Annotated in this window: 13 protein-coding genes and 1 pseudogene; 9 read left to right on the forward strand and 5 right to left on the reverse strand. The window is 36.6% G+C overall.

What is annotated here, in order from left to right; genetic code table 11:
- Positions 1 to 64 precede the first annotated feature (64 nt).
- Together IPI31_01860 and IPI31_01865 are read right to left on the reverse strand one after the other, a co-directional pair.
- Complete coding sequence (locus IPI31_01860; protein ID MBK7566546.1) at positions 65 to 1,621, reverse strand: T9SS type A sorting domain-containing protein; 1,557 nt, start codon at positions 1,619 to 1,621, stop codon at positions 65 to 67.
- A 516-nt stretch (positions 1,622 to 2,137) separates the two neighbouring features.
- Positions 2,138 to 3,478: a T9SS type A sorting domain-containing protein gene (locus IPI31_01865; GenBank protein ID MBK7566547.1), complete on the reverse strand. Its 1,341-nt coding sequence runs from the start codon at positions 3,476 to 3,478 to the stop codon at positions 2,138 to 2,140.
- A 299-nt stretch (positions 3,479 to 3,777) separates the two neighbouring features.
- Between IPI31_01865 and gldA the strand changes: the two genes are divergently transcribed.
- From gldA to IPI31_01900, 7 genes are all read left to right on the forward strand, one after another.
- A complete protein-coding gene (gldA, locus tag IPI31_01870) occupies positions 3,778 to 4,680 on the forward strand; it encodes a gliding motility-associated ABC transporter ATP-binding subunit GldA (protein ID MBK7566548.1) in 903 nt (300 codons plus the stop codon).
- 808 nt (positions 4,681 to 5,488) lie between these two features.
- A complete protein-coding gene (locus IPI31_01875) occupies positions 5,489 to 8,599 on the forward strand; it encodes a hypothetical protein (GenBank protein MBK7566549.1) in 3,111 nt (1,036 codons plus the stop codon).
- Between the two features lie 63 nt (positions 8,600 to 8,662).
- Positions 8,663 to 9,301: a response regulator transcription factor gene (locus tag IPI31_01880; protein MBK7566550.1), complete on the forward strand. Its 639-nt coding sequence runs from the start codon at positions 8,663 to 8,665 to the stop codon at positions 9,299 to 9,301.
- Between the two features lie 649 nt (positions 9,302 to 9,950).
- Positions 9,951 to 14,666, forward strand: coding sequence for a T9SS type A sorting domain-containing protein (locus IPI31_01885; protein MBK7566551.1), 4,716 nt, complete (start codon positions 9,951 to 9,953; stop codon positions 14,664 to 14,666).
- A 300-nt stretch (positions 14,667 to 14,966) separates the two neighbouring features.
- Positions 14,967 to 15,698 carry a gliding motility-associated ABC transporter permease subunit GldF gene (gene gldF, locus IPI31_01890; protein ID MBK7566552.1) on the forward strand — a complete coding sequence of 244 codons (732 nt, stop codon included), beginning with the start codon at positions 14,967 to 14,969 and terminating at the stop codon, positions 15,696 to 15,698.
- 226 nt (positions 15,699 to 15,924) lie between these two features.
- Entirely contained in the window at positions 15,925 to 17,658 is a 1,734-nt protein-coding gene (gene gldG / locus IPI31_01895) for a gliding motility-associated ABC transporter substrate-binding protein GldG (protein ID MBK7566553.1), read from the forward strand.
- Complete coding sequence (locus IPI31_01900; GenBank protein ID MBK7566554.1) at positions 17,658 to 18,707, forward strand: DUF4340 domain-containing protein; 1,050 nt, start codon at positions 17,658 to 17,660, stop codon at positions 18,705 to 18,707. Before gldG ends, IPI31_01900 begins: the two co-directional genes overlap by 1 nt.
- An 11-nt stretch (positions 18,708 to 18,718) precedes the next feature.
- Here IPI31_01900 and IPI31_01905 read toward each other — a convergent pair whose 3' ends face one another.
- Complete coding sequence (locus IPI31_01905) at positions 18,719 to 20,305, reverse strand: T9SS type A sorting domain-containing protein (GenBank protein MBK7566555.1); 1,587 nt, start codon at positions 20,303 to 20,305, stop codon at positions 18,719 to 18,721.
- 87 nt (positions 20,306 to 20,392) lie between these two features.
- Here IPI31_01905 and dnaN point away from each other — a divergent pair, with 87 nt between their 5' ends.
- Together dnaN and IPI31_01915 are read left to right on the forward strand one after the other, a co-directional pair.
- Positions 20,393 to 21,511 carry a DNA polymerase III subunit beta gene (gene dnaN, locus IPI31_01910; GenBank protein MBK7566556.1) on the forward strand — a complete coding sequence of 373 codons (1,119 nt, stop codon included), beginning with the start codon at positions 20,393 to 20,395 and terminating at the stop codon, positions 21,509 to 21,511.
- A gap of 179 nt (positions 21,512 to 21,690) precedes the next feature.
- Positions 21,691 to 21,999, forward strand: a pseudogene (locus IPI31_01915) (DUF4143 domain-containing protein).
- Between the two features lie 157 nt (positions 22,000 to 22,156).
- Here IPI31_01915 and IPI31_01920 read toward each other — a convergent pair.
- A complete protein-coding gene (locus tag IPI31_01920; GenBank protein ID MBK7566557.1) occupies positions 22,157 to 22,396 on the reverse strand; it encodes a hypothetical protein in 240 nt (79 codons plus the stop codon).
- Positions 22,397 to 22,455: 59 nt separating this feature from the next.
- On the reverse strand, positions 22,456 to 23,034 hold the full coding sequence (locus IPI31_01925; protein ID MBK7566558.1) for a sigma-70 family RNA polymerase sigma factor: 579 nt from the start codon (positions 23,032 to 23,034) through the stop codon (positions 22,456 to 22,458).
- Positions 23,035 to 23,159 lie beyond the last annotated feature (125 nt).

Consider the following 23,159-nt stretch of genomic DNA (forward strand, 5'->3'; position numbering starts at 1 on the left):
GATTCAAATAAAACAAAAACCGAAAGTTTAAGGCTTTCGGTTTTTAATAATTTAAATAAAAAAATTAATGGATGATAACAGTAGAATTATATTCCAACCCATTAACAATTACCTTAACAAGATACATGCCTTTACTTTCATTTAATTGAATATTATGTTCGGCAATTCCATTATTTATGGATGTAATATTTTGATAAACTTGTGCGCCCATTAAATTATAAATTTTTATTTCTGCGTTTGTATTTAATGTTTGATCTGTGGTAAATAAAATATTAAATTCTCCTGAGGTTGGATTTGGGTAAACACTGAAATTATTTTTTATTTCTCCAACTCTTTCACATCCATTAATAACTGTTAGTGTTGCTGTATTTCTTGAACAGCCTTCCGCAGTGGTTACTTCGCAATAATAATTTCCTGTTGCAACCGGTAAATAGATATAAGAAGTTGCAGCTATTGGCGATGCATCTAAATACCACTGATAGGTATATGTTGCATTATAACTCGCTTTTAATTTTACAATTCCTGCGCATAGATCCAATCCGTTTGGTGCAGAAATATTTGCCAAAGGTGAAGCTGTTACTGCCACTGCTTGTACTGCGGATGTTGCTGAACAATCGCCAAGCGTTACCATTACGCTATAATAAGCGGGTTTATTTGTATTATAAATATTGGACGTAGCTCCTGCAATTATATTTCCATTTTTATACCATTGATAAGAATCATATCCTGACTCAATTGATAAATTAACTGCATCAGGTTTACATAAATTAATAATTCCAGATGGAGAAATTGTTGGTGCAGTTAAAACAACATCATCCGTATTTCCATCACAATTATTATCCACTCCGTCGCATACTTCTGTGGCAGCAGAATTTATAGATGCATCATCGTCGTTACAATCTGAAATTGCACCTTCTCCGTCGCCATCATTATCTTGTTCAACAATAATATTATCCACCGCAAAACTTGGTCTTGATCCCGCTCCGGTCTGATCGTGGTTTATCCAACGGATCTGAACTTCCGGTTGATTGTCGCATGCGCCTGGCAACACAATACTTCTGTTTTGCAGATCTTGCGGAGTAGTTACACCACTTGTTGTTTGTGTGGTAGTTCCATTCACATACTCAACTCCTGCAAGAGTGGTAAATGATCCGGTATTTCCAATTCGGTATTGTAATACTGATTCATTTATCCTGGTATTGGAACCGCCATCATAAGGATTGCGGATAACCATTATATCATAGGATAAAGTAATATTATTACTTCCGGTGGTGTTGATGCTCATAACAATTCCCGGGTTTGTGGATCCCGATGAAAGGAAACCTATTTTGCCATTATAATTATTTACACCGCCTGCCGTGGTGGATGCACTTGAATTAGCTGTGAGTGTATGATCAGCAGTTGGACCTGTAGTTATAACTGTAGTTGTTGCTGCTGAACTCACTTTCCAACCTTGCAATCCTGCAGGATAAGAAGTGGAAGTATGGAGCAAGGATGAAAAATCCTCCGTAAAAGGAATCACCTGCGGAACCGGATTTGTTTGTGCAAAACCGATGCTTGTCACGAATAAACATATTGCCAATATGGAAATGGACAATCTGGTGTTGTAATAAATTTTCATATGTCTGATTTAGGTTTGGTAGAATGGGTGTAAAAATGCCCAATAAAGTTAATGCAATTATCTTTTTGATATTAACGATGTGTTAATAAAATGCATGTCTTACCACCCCCTCCTTCAGACCTGCCAGGTTAAAAAAAAACCTGGCAGGTCGAAGGTGTACATTCTTTCTTTTTAATCCTTGCATCCTCTTCCTTCGGTCACCGAAGCTTTAGCGTAGGTGACACCTTAGAACCTTCCTTCCTTCCTTCATTTTTTCCTCTTCCAACCCCTTCCTTCCTTCACCTTCGAATCTTCTCCCTTCGAATCTTCCTTTCCCTTCCCCTTCGAATCTTCTCCCTTCGAATCTTCCTTCCCCTTCCCTCAGACCTCACAGGTTAAAAAAAACCTGGTAGGTCGAGGGTATGCTCGGCTGTTAATTGTCAATTATCAATTGTCAATTATCAATTAACAATTATCAATTAAAAAAAAAGGCATACAAGTAAAACTTATATGCCTTTTTAAAAATGAGGTAATTAATTATTTATTGATAACAATTTGTTTATTGTATTCATTACCACCTGCAATAATTTTCACAAGGTATAAACCTGCTGTTGCATTTTGTAAATTAACAGAAGCATTTAAAATACCATTAGCTATGGAAGTGTTATTGGAATACACAACATCACCGATCATATTAACGATCACGATATCTGCAGTATTAACAGATGCAGATAAATTCATATTAATATTAAATTCGCCTGAGGTTGGATTTGGATAAACTTCAAAACCTGACATTTCCATTTCCGCTTCACGACAAACATTTGTTACGTTAGCAATATCAGTAACGCGGTTACAGCCATCGATAGATGTTATGGAACAACGGTATTCACCTGTTTCTGAAGGGAATATTCTCCATGATGTAGCGCCATCTCCTGTGTATTCAACGCCATTTCTATACCATTGGTAAGTATTAGTTGCAACGTAACCCACTTTAACAATAATATTGGTACCTGGAGTTGGTGAACAAAGATTTAAGCCGTTTGGATGATAAATATTTGCATTTGGATTAAATCCGGAATTTAATTCAGTATAAGCAGAATAAGCTGAACAACCATTTGCTTGCGTAACTAATACATTATAATATGCAGGTTTTGTTGTTGCATAAGAAGTACCTGTTGCACCTGCTAATGGATTATCATTTTTGTACCACTGATACGTACAACCAACACAAGCATCCGTTGTGAAAGTTACGGGTTCACCTTTACAGGTGATCGCAATTCCGGCAGGCGACATAGTAGCAGGTGAATTAGAACAAACTGTTCCTCCAACTGATCCGTTGTAATTTCTTTCCTGACCATTTACGTTACCTGCATCCCATCCGTAAAGACGGAAAATTACAGCACTTGTAGAACTGAAATCTACCATATCCCAGGTAAATGTTGTTCCTGATCCACAAGATCCGCTTGGCACTGAAAGATCTGATCCATTATTGATCCAACTTGTACCGCCGTCAAGACTATATGCATAACGCATTCTTTTAGGTCCTTGAGGATTACGACCAAGGTCAAACTGTATACTTGTAAAATACATTGTATATCCTGCATCCGGAGTTAAAGTCAACTGTAAAGCAGAATATGCGGTAGAAAATGCGCCTGCTGATGTACTCCAGGTATCAGAACTATACCCGGTTCCGCACGCATTAATGTATGCTACTCCATTTACCGGAGTAAGGTTAGAAGCAGTAACACCAACAGCCTCGGATCCCGGTGACCCTAATTCATCATTGTCGAATGTGTAAATTGTTTGAGCTTGGAGACTCTGGACAAAAGTCAGGCTACACAGCAATATTGCTGTCTTCAAAGTGTGCATTTTTTTCATAAAATGTAGTTTGTTTGTAGGTTTGTTTAGGATTAAAAAATAGATATGGATGGCAAATGTATATGTGTATACTTGAAATATCAAAAAAATGCAAGCATAATTTTATTAAACCCATAATTTAACTAGGTTTTTTGTGACATTTTTAATATAATCTATAATTATATCCGTCATTTTTTAATAAAAATGTAATAAATATGAATTTAGTATACTTTTTGTGTTAAAGAAACAACATTTTGGCAAATACAATCTTCTTATAACAATCGCCGTTTCATCTCTTATTTTTGCAGCAATCAAAATGCATGTCGATAAAAGTTGAACATATCACCAAAGTTTACGGAGAACAGAAAGCAGTAAACGACATTTCGTTTGAAGTACAGGCGGGTGAGATCATTGGGTTTCTTGGTCCTAACGGTGCAGGAAAAAGTACCACCATGAAGATTCTCACTTGTTTTATTCCTCAAACTGGCGGTAAAGCAAGTGTTTGTGGTTTTGATACAGAAAAACAATCCATGGATGTGCGGAAAAACATTGGATATCTTCCGGAACACAATCCACTTTATCCGGAGATGTATGTAAAAGAGTATCTTGAATTCGCCGCGCGGTTACACAATATGAAAAGTCCCAAAAAACGCATCGAGGAAATGATCGCGATGACGGGACTTACTGTGGAGCAAAAAAAGAAAATTGGACAGCTGAGTAAAGGATATCGTCAGCGTGTTGGCTTAGCTCAGGCAATGTTGCACGATCCTAAGGTTTTAATAATGGATGAGCCAACGTCAGGATTAGATCCAAATCAATTGGCAGAAATAAGAAGTCTGATCAAAAATATCGGCAAAGAAAAAACAGTAATATTATCCACGCATATTATGCAGGAAGTGCAAGCTATCTGCAGCAGAGTGATCATCATCAACAAAGGAAAAATTGTTGCAGATGATACGGTGGAAGGATTAAAATCGCACCAAAAAGGTATGACTTTAGTTCAGGTTGAATTTAAAGAACGCATCGATAAATCCCTGTTATCAAAAATAAACGGTATCCATAAAGTAACCGGCGATAACCAACTCACCATAGAATATTCCGGCGATGAAGATATTCGCGAGATTTTATTCCGTTTTGCAGTGGAAAATAAATATACGCTACTCAATCTCAATATCGAGAAACAGAGTTTGGAGGATGTGTTTCAACAAGTGACTGGTAAGTAGAGGAGACATAGGACATAGGATTTAGGACATAGGACTTGACATAGGACAATGGAAAGCGACAAAGGAAAACATACAGTCGGCTGACAACATTGTCAATTATCAATTTCCCCAACTACCCGAAGCAAAATCATCCTCCCGTCGACCAATTCTCAATTCTCCATTCTCAATTCACCCGAAGCTTAATCATCATCCCGACGATCATTGTCAATTGTCAATTATCAATTATCAATTTTCTCCCTCCCCCGAAGCTTAATCATCCTCCCGACGATCATTGTCAATTGTCAATTGTCAATTGTCAATTTTTCCCCTCACCCGAAGCTTGATCATCCTCCCGACGATCATTGTCAATTGTCAATTGTCAATTTTTCCCCCCACCCGAAGCTTGATCATCCTCCCGACGACCCATTCTCAATTCTCAATTCTCAATTCCCCCGAAGCTTAATCATCCTCCCGACGATCATTGTCAATTGTCAATTGTCAATTATTTCCGCCTTTTAATTGGTACATTTTCTTCTCCCTTCCCTCAAACCTACCAGGTTAAAAAAAACCTTGTAGGTTGAGGGCGTAATTCTTTCATACCTATTTTTTATCCTTTTAAATCCGCTTAATCAGCGTTATCAGCGTTCCCCCTTTTTCATTTCTTCATTTTTAATTCTCTTCACCCTTCCCTCAGACCTCACAGGTTAAAAAAAACCTGGTAGGTCGAGGGAATTGTCAATTATCAATTGTCAATTATCAATTATTCCCGGCTGTTCATTCTCAATTCTCAACTCTCAATTCTCAATTAATTCCCTATCTTCATCTTTCCATGTTGCGCATACTTAACAAAACCTGTCTTACCATATTTATATTATTTGCTGTTCTGCAGGAAACTCAGGCGCAGGAATTTCCGCAATTGAATTTTGAGAACATCAGCACTGTCAATGGATTAAGTGATAATATTATTACTTGTATTTATCAGGATAAAAAAGGTTTTTTGTGGATTGGTACTGCGAATGGTTTGAATAAATATGATGGTTTGACTTTTAAAACTTTTTTTGCAAAGGAGGGAGATCCCAATTCACTTTCGGGAAACATTATCATTGATATTTTGGAAGATAATAACGGAGTATTCTGGATCGCGACCAGAGATGGAGGAATAACAAGATATGATCCTTCAAAAACTCCCGATAAACAATTTCTGCAATTCAGAAATGATCCAACAATTGCATCCTCTATTGTTTCTAATAGAATTACCGCTATTGAAGAACTGGATAATGATTATATAATATTTAGTTGCGAAAGCGCAGCCGTGGGATTTATCCATAAAAAAGACCTGAAAATAACGTACAATATTGCTTCTGATTCATTGCACACCATAATTGATCCTTTAAGCGGAGGAAACAAACCAAAAACCGGAGGCTGGATACATTATTTTTATTCAGACAGCAATTATTTATATCTATCACAACTTGGAGTTGGACTGCAGGTTTATGATATAAAAAGTAAAGATCGCCAGAAATTAAATTTTGGTGTTTCAAATGGCGGAATACAACATTTTGAAGTTGATAAAGAAAAAATATGGATAGCGAGTTGGGGCAGTGGTATGTATTACCAAAAAAATCCCCTATACGCCGTTGAAGGAGAAAAAGCAATTTCACAAAAACTTTTTGAAACGGAAGAAGAGATCTCCTGTGTATTATCAATCGACCAGGATTTTTTATTGGCAGGATCAAAAGGTGCGGGAATTTATTTGATGAATAAAAAGGATTTTTCTTTTATTCAGCTAAAAAATGAAAAAGGCAATAATTTCAGTTTGTCGTCGAACCGGATAAACTGTATGTTGAAAGATTCCAAAGGAATTATATGGATTGGAACAACAAACGGTTTAAATAAATTTAATCCGGTGCAATGGCAATTTAAAAGTTATACCATAACCAGTGATTATGATAAGGATATTATTCATTATTCCATTTTTGCATATGATAAAAATACACTTGGCATTTGCACATCCAATGGAATATATCAATTTTCAACAAAGGAAAACAACTTTAAACTCCTGGAATTTCAATATGAAAATTACCCATTACGACCTACTGCAGTAATTGAACTGAATAAAAACAACACCTATCTAACCACAGAAAGCAATGCATTTCATTACGATAAAAACACGCATAATATTGAGATCTTGAGTCCCAAACAATTTTATAATTACCAAACTAAACTGTATTATACATTCAAACCATTTCGGACAGCTTATCAGGTGTATGATGTAATAAGTGATACAATTGCAGGTACAGAATTTCACATTTTCAGAACCATAGGTTCGGGTTTAGGTGTTTATAATGCAGAAACACAAAATTATAGTGATCTGTACCATATTAATGATTCCACTTCCCTGAGCAGCAATTTTGTAAGAGTAATTTATAAAGATTCACAGGGAAATATTTGGGCAGGCACTTCAGAAGGTTTAAACAAATTAAAAAAAACACCTGATTTTGAAAATACATTTATACATTATCTTCATAAAAGCAACGATACAAATTCTATTTCAAATAATACTATTACCGGTATTTATGAAGATGCAGAGCAACGTTTGTGGATCTCCACCGGAAATGGAATTAATGAATTTAGAGATTCAAGATTTATCCATTATTCCCCTGATAAAACCGATAATATAACAATGCATGGATTATATGCAGATGAAAAAAATAATTTATGGACAGCAGTAAGAGGCGGATTTGAAGTATTTGATCTTAAAAAGAAAACCTTTCGATTTGTTCCTTTGATAAATAATAGCTGGTTATTAAAAAATCCGGCTCAGATCTTCCAGGAGAAGGGAGGAAATTGGTATTACGGCGCCGGAAATCAACTCATTTGTTTTGATCCCGAATCGTATTATTTTGAAACGGAATTTCCAAAAATATATCTTAGCGATTTTAGCGTATTCGATAAATCAATAATGAATACACCGGTATTTAATGACCTTACCTTCAGTCATAATAATAATTTTATTACAGTCAATTTCTCTTGTTTACAATTATCGCAACCAGGAACTGTAAAGTTCAAATATCAGCTTAAAGGATTGAATACTGATTGGATAGATGCAGGAAATTCCGGTAAAATAAGTTTTTTAAGTTTACCTCCCGGATATTATAGTTTACTTATAAAAGTTACAAACCCACAAGGTGATTGGAGTGATGAATTTGTGTTATCAGAATTTGTGATCCTACATCCGTATTGGCAACAGTGGTGGTTTATTGCTTTGTGTATTTTAACCGGAGCCGCAATAGTTTATGCTATTATAAGATATAGGGAAAAACAATTCTTAAAACTTCAAATGATTAGAAATAATATTGCAAACGACCTCCACGACGACGTTGGAAGTGCACTCAGCACTATAAATTTATATAGTGAGGTTGCTAAAATGAAGTCTAATGAAGAAAATGAAGATCTGAAGAACATGTTAAATAAAATTTCTGATACCAGTACAGAAATGCAGGATAATATGAACCATATTGTTTGGTCGCTTCAACCTCGCAACGATAATTTCGAGCAGATGCTATTGCGTATGAAATCGTTTGCATTGGAAACCTTACAAATAAAAAATATCACAACCAATTTTATTGTGGATGAAAAATTAAGTGATATTAAACTGACACCGGATAAAAGACATGAACTTTTTTTAATATTTAAGGAGGCGATCAATAATATAGTAAAATATGCCAATTGTTCCATAGTTAATATACAACTGTATAGAATTAAAAATAAGATCGTTTTAGAGATAACAGATAACGGCAGCGGATTCGACATGCAAACAAAGCATGCAGGAAACGGGTTACATAGTATGCAGGAACGCTCCAGGAAACTGAAAAGTAAATTCAAGATCAACTCCGAAATCGGAAAAGGAACAAGTATTAGTTTGATATTTGAAGTATAAGTTACCTGCTATATTTTGTAGGTAACCGATAAATTATATTACTTAATTTTGTTTTATTGATCTATGGATATCCGAATAACACTTTTTGACGATAATGCCACCCGCCGTGATGGAGTAAAATTATTACTTGATAATTCCGAAGGATTTATTTGCGCAGGTGTATTTGAAGACTGCTCCAATCTGGTGGAGGATATTTTGCGCACAGAGCCACATGTTATTTTAATGGATATCGACATGCCTGGAATGAATGGCATTGATGCTGTGAAAATAATTAAAGAACAATTCCCCGACCTTCCGGTAATGATGCAAACCGTTTTCGACCACGATGAAAAGGTTTTTCAAAGCATTTTAGCCGGTGCTACAGGATATCTCCTCAAAAAAACAGCTCCTTTAAAATTACTGGAAGCAATTAAAGAAATTTATGAAGGCGGCGCCCCTATGACCCCCGAAATTGCTCTCAAAGTACTTTCCTTTTTTAAAGTAAAAGAAGAAAAAAAGATATCAAATGATCATTTACTTTCTGTAAAAGAAAAAGAAATTCTTACACATTTAGTGGATGGCCTCAGTTATAAAATGGTTGCCGACAAACAAAAAATAAGCTACCACACCGTAAATTTTCATATCCGTAACATCTACAAAAAACTCCACGTAAACAGCGCCTCCGAAGCAGTAGCAAAAGCGATCAAAGAAAGAATAATTTAATTGACAATTGACAATTGATAATTGATAATTGATAATTGATAATTGACAATTAAACAGCCGGGTCTTCGAAATGCTTAGATGTTAGACTTTCCAAAATCTGTACTTGATACCCGAAACCTAATATAATGTCCTAGTTCCCTGTCCTTTGTCATATGTCATAGGTCATAGGTCCTATGTCATATGTCCCTCTCTCCCATGTCCTTTGTCCAGTCCCGTGTCCCGCGTCCTATGTCCCGTGTCCCCCTCCCATGTCCTTTGTCCAGTCCCGTGTCCCGCGTCCTATGTCCCGTGTCCCCCTCCCATGTCCTTTGTCCAGTCCCGTGTCCCGCGTCCTATGTCCCGTGTCCCCCTCCCATGTCCTTTGTCCAGTCCCGTGTCCCGCGTCCTATGTCCCGTGTCCCCCTCCCATGTCCTTTGTCCAGTCCCGTGTCCCGCGTCCTATGTCCTGTGTCCCCCTCCCATGTCCTTTGTCCAGTCCCGTGTCCCGCATCCCGTGTCCCGTGTCCCGTCCCTCCCATGTCCTATGTCCAGTCCCGTGTCCCGCATCCCGTGTCCCTTATCCCACCCACCTACTAATATTCGCTGTTGCCCACCCCCATGCATAAACCTACATTCGTGGCTTACTTTTTCAATCACAAAAATCTATTTTATGAAAATTAACAAAGTACTCTTTAGCCTTGCATTAATGCTCTGCACGGTTACACAAATTTGGGCCGATACGGAGCCCGACAACGACACTTATACAGGTGCAGATGCCCTTACAGTGGGGAATGATGTTACCGGCTCCATCGGTAACACTACCGACGACCCTGCAGATTATTATCAATTTACAGCCGATGACGACGGCAATATCACAGCAACAATGGTGCTGACAGGCGCAGGTTATGCCTATCTCAAAATTTATGATAGCGACGGAACAACCGAATTGGCTTCTACATTTCAACTTGCTCCGGGCACCTATTCTGTTACAGAAAATGGTAGAGCAGCAGGAACTTATTATGTAGCAATTAAAGCTTATAATACTTCTTCTCTTTCCGATTATACGCTATCGGTTTCCGTAGCAACACCTGCACAGGCAAATGATACGGAAAATAATGACACACCCGGAACCGCAGTTTTAATTTCCGAAAATAGCAGTGTTACAGGTCATATTGGCTATCGTTACAATGGTGGTGCTTATGACATTAACGATTATTATCAGTTTACTACAACCAACGATGGAAATGTAAATATTGCATTTACCAGTTCTGAAGTTGGACATTACAATTCATTATATTTATATGATAACGACGGAACAACATTACTTGCTTCCGTTTCAGGATATGGCGGCGCATCTATTACAGAAAATGGACTTGCTGCCGGGACTTATTATTTGAGAATGTATTATTATTCTACAACCCAATATAGTGGTTACACTTTAACAAATACTGTAATTACAGATGGTGTTGTTAATGATGTGGAACCAAATGGAACTTTTGCGGAAGCATTGCCCATGATGGAAAACAATTCTGTAAATGGACATATTGGATATAGAAAAAATGGTGGTGTTTATGATCAAAGCGATTACTATCAATTTACAACTACAAACGATGGTAATATTAACCTTTCGTTTTTAAGCACTGAAGCCGGACATTACAATACTATCTATTTATATGATATTGATGGTACAACTTTACTCGCATCCGCTTCCGGTTATGGCTCTGCATCACTTACAGAATTAGGTCTTGCTGCAGGAACATATTACGCCAGAATGTATTATTACAGCACATCAGAATACAGTGGATATACATTAACCAATACTGTAATAACAGATGGTATTGTTAATGATATCGAACTAAACGACACGCCTCTTACAGCTTTATCAATGTCGGAAAATGGTTCTGTTAACGGACATATCGGATATAGAATTAACGGAGGTACTTATGATCAAAGTGACTATTATCAATTTACAACAACAAATGATGGAAATATAACAATTGCTTTTAGCAGTACAGAAGCTTTACATTATAATTCCATTTATTTATATGATGCCGATGGAACTACTTCATTAGGTTCAGCCTCAGGATATGGTGGTGCTTCATTTACATCAAATGGATTAGCCGCCGGTACTTATTATGCAAGAATGTATTATTATAGTACTTCCAGTTTCAGTGGATATACACTCACCAATACCGTAACAACTAATGGAATTGTAAATGATCTGGAACCAAATGGAACTCCTGCAGAAGCATTGCCAATGGCCGAAAATGGTTCAGTAAATGGTCATATTGGGTATCGCTTGAACGGCGGTGATTATGATGTAAGTGATTACTATCAATTTACAACAACTAATGATGGTGATATAACAATTACATTCTCCAGCACTGAAGTTGGACATTATAATTCAATTTATTTATATGATAATAATGGAACAACATTATTAGGATCTGAATCAGGTTATGGAACTGCAACTTTTACTTCAGTTGGTTTAGCAGCAGGCACCTATTATGCAAGAATGTATTATTATTCTTCATCGTCTTATAGCGGATATACCTTGACAAATACAGTTACGGTTGCCGATTATACTATAGATGCAGAACCAAATGGAGATGCAGCAAATGCTATCGATATGTTAACCAATTCCACAATGGAAGGACATATTGGTTATCGCATAAATGGTGGAACTTATGATACTTACGATTATTATACATTTACTACACACAGTGCCGGCGATTTAACTGCTACACTTGCAAATCCAAATGGAAAATACAATACTGTTCAGATCTTAAACAGTGCTGAAAGTGTATTGGCATCAGGATCAGCATATGGCGGAACAACAGTTACGGAATTAGATGCACCTGCAGGTCTTTATTATATAAGAGTATATTATTACAGTTCAGATCATTTTACAGGTTATACAATTTCAAATAATTTCTGCCCTGATGCAATTACAATTGTTGCAGAAGGTGAAACAACTTTTTGTGATGGTGAATCTGTAACTTTAAGTACTCCCGATCACCATTTAGATTATTTATGGAGTGATGGATCTGTTACCGAAACAAATACTGTAACATTAACAGGTGATTATTCTTTAACAATAGATAATGGCGGTGGATGTGTAAGAACATCAAACACAATTTCTACGGAATCAACACCATTACCGGTTGCAATAATAGATGCCGACGGACCAACAGAATTTTGTGATGGCGGAGATGTAACATTAAGCGTTCCAATTGTTGCTGATTCTTATTTATGGAGCAATGGAGAAACTACATCAACAATTACTGTTTCCACAACAGGCGATTATTCTGTAACACTTACAAAAAATGATTGCTCTGCTATTTCCGATCCGATACACATTGAAGTAAATCCAAATCCAATAGCAACAATTACTCCTGACGGATCAACAACATTCTGCGAAGGTGGGGATGTTACATTATCTGCAACTGCTGCTTCTGAATATTTATGGAGCAATGGAGAAACAACTTCATCCATTTTAGTAAATGCTAACGGAAGTTTTTCTGTTACAATTACCGATGCAAATGGTTGTGAAGCAACTTCTTCTACAACTGCAGTAACAGTAAATACAAATCCAATTGCAACAATTACTCCTGATGGAACAACTACATTCTGCGATGGTGGTAGTGTATCTCTGTCAGCAACTCCGGCATCAGAATATTTATGGAGTAATGGAGAAACAAGTTCCTCCATTTTAGTGGATGAAAGTGGAAGTTATTCTGTAACAATTACAGATGCGAATGGATGTGAAGGAACTTCCGGAGAAACTTCAGTAACAGTAAATTCAAATCCAACTGCAGGTATTTCTGCCGATGGACCTACAACAATATGTGCCGGCGAATCTGTTAATTTAATTGCAGATGGTGGTACTAGTTATTTATGGAGTAACGGAGAAACAACATCTTCAATAAATGTAACAACAGCTGATGATTATTCTGTAACTGCATTTAATTTGGAAGGATGCAGCGATGTGTCTGAAATTGTTTCCGTTATTGTAAATGTTTGTGGAGATGTAACAATTTTTGCAGATGGTCCGGTTGATTTTTGTGAAGGCGGAAGTGTAACATTAACTTCATCTGAAGCAGAAGGAAATGTTTGGAACACCGGTGAAACAACACAATCGATCGTAGTTACAGAAAGTGGTGATTATTATGCAGAGAATGGATTAAATACTTCCAATACAATAACTGTAACAGTAAATACAAATCCTGTTGCAACTATTACACCTGATGGCGCTACAATTTTCTGCGAAGGTGGTGATGTAACATTAACTGCAACTGCAGCTTCAGAATATTTATGGAGCAATGGAGAAACAACTTCTTCCATTTTAGTAGATGCAAGCGGAAGTTATTCCGTAACCATCACTGATGCTAATGGATGTATGGGAACTTCATCAACAACCGATGTTACTGAAAATCCAAATCCAACCCCAACAATTGTTGCTGATGGCCCTACAGCATTCTGTGGAGGTTCTGTTGGCTTAAGTGTTGTTGGAACCTATGACGATTATTTATGGAGCAACGGTGAAACAACCTCATCAATTACTGTTTCAACAACTGGTGTTTTCTCTGTAACCGTTTCTGAAAATGGTTGTTCAGGCACATCAAATGAAATTGCAACAAATTCAGATACTGCTCCTACAGTTACTATCAGTTCTGACGGAACACTTATTTGTTTTGAGGCAAATACGATGTTGACTGCAACTACAGATGGAGCTAATATACAATGGCAGCTCAATGGTGTTGATATTCCGGGAGCTACAGATCTTATGTATTCCGCAACTGTAAATGGTAAATATCGCGCAGTGGCAACAAGTGGAGTTTGTAGCACTATTTCCAACGAGATCAAATTAAAATATGCCGAAAGAATTGAGATCACTCCTTCAGGAACCGTTAATTTATGCGGACCAGATCTAATGATGAGCGTTCCTGTAACACCGGGTGCTACATATGAATGGTATAGAAATAATACTTTGATAGTGGGTGCAACTTCTAATATGTATACCACAACAACCGTTGGTAAATATTATGCATTTGTAATAACACCTGGCTGCACAAGAGCTTCCAAATTATTGAGAGTGGAAGATGATTGTCGCACCGGCATTGAAGACCAGACAGTTTTAAATGTTTCTCCTAATCCTGCTTCCGAAACCTTTATGATCAATTATGACATCGTTTCAGAAGGCAATACCACATTAACCATCAGCGATATCGCAGGTAGAATTGTGATAAAAGAAACCAACTATCTGAGTGCAGGAAGTTACAACGCACAATACGAAACCTCTAAAATGACCTCAGGTTTGTATATTATTACCCTAACAACCAATGAAGGCAATAAATTACAGCAAAAATTAGTGATTGAAAAGTAAAATTTCACTTAGTCAGTAGGTTTAAACCCTCTCCAAATGGAGAGGGTTTTGTTTGTACTGTTATTGTAAAATCGCTAAAATCATCCAAATAAATATACAATTCACAAAATTCTCTCGTTTAGGGTATACCCTGAATGGAAAATCACCATTACGTCAAAATGTTGATACAAATTCCAAAAATCTTCTCGTTTAGGGTATACCCTGAATGGAAAATCACCATTACGTCAAAATGTTGATACAAATTCCAAAGATTTTCTCATTTAGGGTAAATTTGCATTCTTATCACCAACTAGGTTTACAGTGCTGGCTATTTTCAGAAAAGAACTCAACGTATTTTTCAGTTCCCTTATCGGTTACATTGCCATAACTATTTTTTTGGTGGCCAATGGTTTATTCGCCTGGGTTTTTCCGGAAACTAATATTCTCGATGATGGATATGCCACACTCGATTCCTTTTTCAGTTTTGCTCCCTGGATATTTATGTTTTTAATTCCCGCTATTACTATGCGTTCGTTTGCGGAAGAAAAAAATAGCGGAACCATCGAATTTATTACGACCAAACCAATTTCAGATACGCAGATCATTTTAGGAAAGTATTTTGCCGCCCTTGTTTTGGTAATTTTTTCGGTATTACCCACCATCTTATATTATTTCACTATCAGCGCATTGGCATCCCCTTCCGGTAATGTTGATACGGGAGGAATAATCGGTTCCTATATCGGACTGGTATTTTTAGGTGCCACCTTTGTGGCAATTTCTATTTTTACCTCAGGTATTACCAATAATCAGATAGTTGCTTTTATTGCCGGCATGTTTGCGTGTTTCTTTTTTTATCTGGCATTTGATTCCCTTTCACTCATTCCGGCATTTGTCGGAACCGCTGATACCTATTTTAATGCAATAAGCATCAACCGCCATTACCAAAATATCAGCAAAGGATATATCGACCTGAGAGACGTTTTATATTTTACAAGTATGGTAACAATATTTTTATTAATGACAAAAACAACGTTGGGAAGCAGGAGATGGTGAGGGGATGAGTAATGAGTTATGAGTAATGAGTTATGAGTAATGAGTTTTACTTCGATTTAACCTTGAAAAAAAATTATACCAAAATACAATAAACAAAAAATAAAAATCCGTGAAATCCCTTAATCCCATAAAATCTGTGATCCAAAATAAAAAAATCCGTGATCCAAAAAAAAATCCGTGAAATCCCTTAATCCTTTAAAATCCGTGATCCAAAATAAAAAAATCAGTGATCGATAAACAGTATAAAAAAAACAGACGGCGATCCATTCTTGGATTAATATTGTTATTCGCAATAATAATCCTGATCAATTTTTTAGCATCGGGATTATTTTTCCGATTTGATCTTACGGAGGAAAAAAGATTTTCGGTAAGTGAACCAACCAAAGTTTTATTGGAAAAACAGGAGGATATCATTTTTGTCCGCGTTTATCTTGCCGGTGATCTGACACCTAATTTACAAAGGCTTCAACAGGCCACAACCGAATTACTCGACCAGTTTAAAAATTATGGGGGAGATAACATTCAATATGATGTTTTTGATCCTTTCTCCATTCCCGATGAAAATAATCAAACAGATTTTATTATCGACCTGGAAGAGAACGGGGTATTTTCCGTTCAGTTTTTCGAAAGTGCAACAGATGAAGCATCCGTAAAATATTTATTCCCCTTTGTTTCTCTTCATTATAAAGATCTGCAAATGTCGTTTCCACTTATCGACCGCGGAACCATGCCTTTGCCCCTAACTCCGGATAGTGATCCTTCCGTTTCTATTTCGTTGCTGGAATATAATTTCACAAAAGCAATTCGTGAATTAACGGAAAAAGAAAAACCCTATGTCGCATTTATTTCAGGACATGGCGAACTCGACAGACTGGAATTAAATGATATCGCAGCATCCTTAAATGAATTGTATAACGTAACACAAATTGATCTGGAGGACGACAGCACCTTCGAAATTCCAAAGGAGGTAAAAGCGATAATTGTTGCAAAACCTTTAGTTGGGTTCTCTCAGAAAGGAAAATTTATAATTGATCAATACATTATGCAGGGTGGAAATGTATTGTGGTTTATAGATCCAGTTATTGCGGAATATGATAGTTTATATACCGGACAAGGGCAGTTCATGGCTATAGACAGAGAACTTAATTTAACCGATCAGTTCATTCAATATGGAGCACGTATCAATTCAAATATTATTCAGGATAAACAATGTACCCATATTAAAGCGCCAATTGCCAATTCCGAAAATTTCGTGCAGCGACCATGGCCTTATAATCCTGTGCTGAATAATTATAATAGTAAACATCCTGTAAGTAAAAATGTAGACGCCGTAGAAGGAAAATTCGTGAGTACTATCGACACACTTGCGGTGCCCGGCATTACTAAAACAATATTATTATCCACTTCCAACCTAAGTCGCTATTTAAATGTTCCGGCACGCATCAATTTTAATATCGTGAACGATAAACTTGCGCCTACGGATGAACAATACAATAAACCGAATTTACCGGTTGCCGTTCTATTGGAAGGAGAATTCAAATCCGCATTTTCATCCCTAAAACCAACCGCAACCCAATTGCATAATAGTGGTTACGGATATCAGGATAAAAAATTTATTGAAAAGGGAAAACCATCCAAACAAATATTGATCAGCGACGGCGACCTGATTAAAAATTACGTGAACAAAGAAGGGAAACCCGATATTTTGGGAATTAATTATATAGAACAATACGTTTATGGCAATAAGAACTTCGCCATGAATTGTGTGGAATACCTCTGCGATAAAAATGGATTGATCGAAACCAGAGCAAAGGAAATTAAATTGAGACCCCTGGATGAACAAAGATCCGGAGAGAACCGAATTCAATGGCAATTGTTGAATATGATAGCACCACTCATTTTATTATATCTTTTCAGCGGAATTTATTTTTTCATCCGCAACCGTAAATATGCATCCTGATGAATCGTAACTGGTTATATTTTATATTGTTTTTGGTATTGGCGGTGGTTGCTTATTTCACCATCATTAAAAAGAATTTGGGTTCTTATTCTAAAAAGGATACCGCTTTTGCCGTTGAGGATACTACTCAAATTAGTAAAATAATTTTATCCAACTTGAAAGGTGAAACAATTAACCTCGAACAAAAAAATAGCACTTGGCTTTTAAACGAAAAATATACTCCCAGGCCCGATGCAATTTCCAACCTTCTGCGCACATTACATCAACTGGAAGTAAAAGTACCTGTTGCAAAATCGATGCACAATAATGTTGTGAAAAGCATCGCAGGAAAAAGAACCAAGGTGGAAATATTCAATAGCAAGGGTGAAAAAACAAAAGGTTTTTACATTGGCGAATATTCTGATGCCTTGAACGGTAATTTTATGTTAATGGAAGGATCGGAACACACCTTTGTTGTAAATATTCCGGGTTTTTCGGGAAGTATCTCCACCGTATTTTTTACCGATGAAACAGATTGGAAAAGCGAAAATATTTTTACCTATAAGCCGGAAGATATTATTCAGTTAGATATCAACTATCCCGGTTTAAAAGATTCTTCTTTCTCCATTATCAAAACCAATGAAGGTAAATACGATGTTGCCTCCATTAAGAAAAGAACAAGTTCCGCTAATTCGGAAATAATATCCTTTTATCTGAAACAATTCAAAATGTTAAATGCCGAATATTTCATCAACGAACCGGAGAAAAAAGATTCCTTACTTTCTTCCACTCCGGCCTGCGAAATAATGGTGACAGATAAAAATAAGGTCACCACTGCATTAAAAATTTATTATCGGCCCATCACTTACCGTACAAAAACCCAATACACCAGCGACGATAAACCCTTAGAATTTGATCTCGATAAATACTACGGTATTTTTAATAATGATAACGACCTTGCCATTATCCAAAATTTCGTATTCGGAAAGTTATTGGTAGGGCCGGATTATTTTTATAGACAGAGACCTGCCGGGGTGAATACCTTGAACGAAGCACTGATCAAAAAATAGATCGATAGGTTTTAATTCTCAATTATTATTTTTTTAATACTTGTTTCTTCTTCTGATGCCATTTTAATAAAATATATTCCGGAAGGTAAATTATTCAGATAGATAGTATATGTATTCCCATTTAATAAATTAATACTCTTATCAGAGATAATTACTCCTAAGTTGTTTATTAATTGAAGGGTCTTAATAGTATATAAAGAAGAATTACGAATTAAAATTTGATCGTATGCAGGGTTTGGATAAATATTTATCTCACCTTGTTTATTGTCATTTACTCCCAATGGATTCTCATAATCTATCCACACTTTAAACAAGCGATTACTCGCCGAACTAGGTGTAAAATTCGGAACAAGTGCATCTATCCCCCCAAAAATATACCCCGCTAAAGTTTGGCTATAAATTTTATGTAATTGAATTACTTTATTCGAATAATGTGGCACATCTTCATTTAAAATAAAAACAGCATTAGAGCCTAGCAGAGCATCAAATTTAATGGGTTCCAAAATTTGTTCCGTTGAACAATCGGCATATTTTATTATTGTAGAAATATCATTAATAAAAGGCACATTCAGGTCTTCTTTAATAGTGTCACTTACTTCGTTGTGATAAAACTGACTTATTCCACCAAAAAATGTTGCGTAATAATTCTGACTAACGGAATCATATACCGGCATCACAGGACAGGTATAAGCATTTAATTTTTGTTTGAATTTTTCATCAACAGCATAACCTGTTTCATTAATATATACAGGATTAAACCACACCCAATCTGCCTCATATTGAAAAACGCCTGCAAAGGCTGCAAGTCCGAATTGTTCTCCGGGATTTACAACCGGTTCGAAATTAAGATCACGTCGGTGAAAATTTGCAGTGTCTTTAATTACCTCAATATCTGACACTACAATATCAATTCCATCATCTTCCAAAATAAACTTTCTCAACTCATTCGTATATGTTTGTGTAAATGCATCAGATGCGGGTTTGCTGTACTCACCTGTAAATACATGACCTCCAAATAAATATATTTTTTCATCATTGGGCAACACTTCAATTTCACCTCCTGTTACACAAAAAAAAGTATCTGTAATTTGACGGAATGAAGAAACAATTTCTGTTTCATTAATTATTGCTTCAGAAAGTTGTTCAAGATCAACAGCTAATAAATTTGGGAAGGTGATCAAAATATCACTCAGTGTATCTTTTCCATATCCTCCAATTATATATAAATATTTATCGCGTTGAAAATACTGCGCATTGGTGGAGCGCAACTGATCGCTCATTGCATCTGGCAAAGTATTGGTAAAAACACTCCAATGTTCACCCGAAACCGGATCCATCATATGTATTTTATTATTCGCCTCGGTTACCGGAAAGGGGTTTGGAGGTAAAAATCCGTGTAAACCACCCGTGCGTCCTGTCATTAAGATCCAGCGGCCATCCCACTCCCCTTTAACAAAAGAATGCATGCCCGGCCAATCTGTCCAGGTAACTTCCTCTAAAGTAATGGAATAAGGTTTCTCCCCCGTTTGAGCCGATAAGCGTGTAAATACCGATAAACAGGCTATTCCAACCACAACAAAACCCTTCAGTGTTATCATGTCTCAAATATAAATTGAAATCCACCAAATGTTGAAAACAGTTTTACTTCGAATGTTTACCTTTGCTGTAATCGAAAAAAATTGCACATGAAGTTTATAGTAAGTACTACTGCGTTATTACGCAATCTCCAAACGGTAAATGGCGTTGTGAGTCCGAATACAGTGTTGCCCATCCTGGAAGACTTTTTATTTGTAGTGGAGAAGAACAAACTCACTATTTCCGGAACCGATCTTGAAACATCCATAACCACCTGGATGGATATTGAATCGAAATCGGAAGGAAAAGTTGCCATCCCCGCCAGAATTTTGGTTGATTATTTAAAAACCCTTCCTGAACAGCCTCTTACTTTTTCTATTGATGAAGAAAGTTCTCAGGTGGAAATCACTACTGATCGCGGTAAATATAAACTCAACGGCGAAAATGGCGATGATTTTCCTCGTGTTTCCAGCGACGATAAATTATCAGACATCAATCTTCCTTCCGGAGTTTTACAGAAGGTGATCAATAAAACAGTTTTCGCTACGGGTAACGACGAACTCCGTCCCCCAATGACCGGTGTTTTATTTCAGCTAAATAAAGACGGAATTAATTTCGTTGCAACTGATGCACATAAATTGGTGAGATATAGCAGAACAGATGCAAAAACGGATAATCCTGCCTCGCTTATCATGCCGAAAAAAGCATTGAACTTGTTGAAAGCTAATTTACCCGGTGAACAAACTCAGGTAACTATTTCCTACAACAGCTCTTTCGCATTTTTCTCCTACAATAATGTGAAATTGATCTGCCGTTTGATAGAAGGAAGATATCCTGATTATAATGCAGTAATTCCTACAGAAAATCCGAACAGACTTACCATAAACCGCGCTGACTTTTTAAATACTTTGCGTCGTGTTATCATTTTCTCCAACAAAACAACACATCAGGTAATTCTGAAAATTAAAGGAAACGAATTGATGGTAAATGCACAGGATCTCGATTTCTCTAACGAGGCAAACGAAAGACTGGATTGCACTTACGAAGGTGATAATATGGAAATTGGTTTCAACGCAAAATTCTTATTGGAAATGCTCAACGCAATGGACAACGAAGAAGTGCGCATGGAACTCTCCACTCCAAACCGCGCCGGCCTCTTATTACCAACCGAAAGTGATGAAGCAGAAGACTTGTTGATGTTGGTGATGCCGGTAATGATGAACGTCTAAATAATTGACAATGGATAATTGACAATTGACAATTTTTTAAATCCTGACTGAAGTCAGGATTTTTTTTTGAGTTTGTACGATTGGAACTCAATGACAGAAAGGGTTTTAGAGAATTTTAACAATTTACTCAATGTATTGAGTAAAATTACTCAATGTGCTGAGTAAATTCATTTGAAGAAGCAAAATCTGATCCTGCTTATTGGGGAAGAGTATTCGAAAGCGCTTGTGGTGCTTTTCTTGTAAATGAATGTAGAAAAAATAATTATAAATTATTTTACTGGCGAGAAGGTAATGATGAGGTAGATTTTGTTATTCAAAATGGAGAAAGAATTATCGCAATTGAAATTAAAAGTGGTATGCGAATTACTCATGCAGGTTTATCAGCATTAAATAAAAGATTTAAACCCGAAAAATCTTTAATCATAGGATATACCGGAATTGATGTTGTGGATTTTTTATCTATGGATATTAGCTCACTGTTTAAATAACTCATTTTTTTTCTGCAACAATTTATACCAACTTCATTTTTTACCCTCCGGGTAAAAAAAAAGAAAAATGGCGCAAGCGTTTCGCTTGTGCCAAAGTTCAACCAAGCGTCCGCTTGAAAACAAAAAAAAATCCCGGCAAAGCCGGGATTTTAATTTTTTACAGCCAGTGCTCCATCGGAGCGTTATTTTTGCTGTAGCTCAGAATTTTATCTATCACTTTTTGCGAAGGACTAACTTCCACTTTATTCAGCTCTGCTTTTGCTTCTAAAAGTGTTTCATAAAGTTCCTTCAATTCCCAATCACTTTGGAGCGCCTCCTCAATAAGGTCGGTTTCCTCCGCGGTTGTTTCTTGATAGATGTAACGAATGAGATTGTCTTGAGTAATGTTTTTAGTCATGCAAACAGTTTTAGGTTAAATAATGAAACTAAAACGCCGCGCTAAAAACGATTATTGTTTCAGATGGAAATATTTTTTTCTTCCATCAGTTTTCTCAAGTTGATCAGGGCATATCGCATTCTTCCAAGTGCGGTATTTATATTCACACCTGTAAGTTCCGCAATTTCCCGGAAATTCATATCCATATAATGTCTCAATATCACCACTTCTCTTTGTTCGTCCGGTAAATGCTCAAGAATCTTGCGAATTTTGGCTGAAAATTCGTTTTCGATAATTTTGCCTTCTGCTCCGGGTTCCGAAAATTTCAAAACGGAGAAAATGTCGAATCCTTCACGGTTGATCACTTTTGGTAAACGTTTTTCACGGCGATAATGATCAATACAAAGATTGTAGGCCACACGGCTTAACCAGGGTAGAAACTTGCTCTGCTCCTGATACTTGCCGCTTCGCAGCTTGTCGATCACCTTAATAAATGTTTCCTGTAAAAGGTCCTCTGCAGTGTATGTGTCACGCACAAATAGAAAAATGTACGTGTAAATCCTATCTTTGTGGCGATCGAGGAGCTCGCCTAAGGCAGATTCGTTACCAGCCAGATACTGCTGTACAAGCTGATCATCAGGAAAAGTTTTGGCCTGCATCATAATAAGGTTGTGCTTTAAAAATGAACTAAAATTTGAATAACTGTTTTAGTGTAGTTTTAACCTTATAGGCAGTAGTTTTGAAGTTTTGTTATTGCAAATATACTCTTGTTTTGAAATAAACA

Source organism: Bacteroidota bacterium, assembly GCA_016706865.1.
Lineage (GTDB): Bacteria > Bacteroidota > Bacteroidia > Chitinophagales > BACL12 > UBA7236.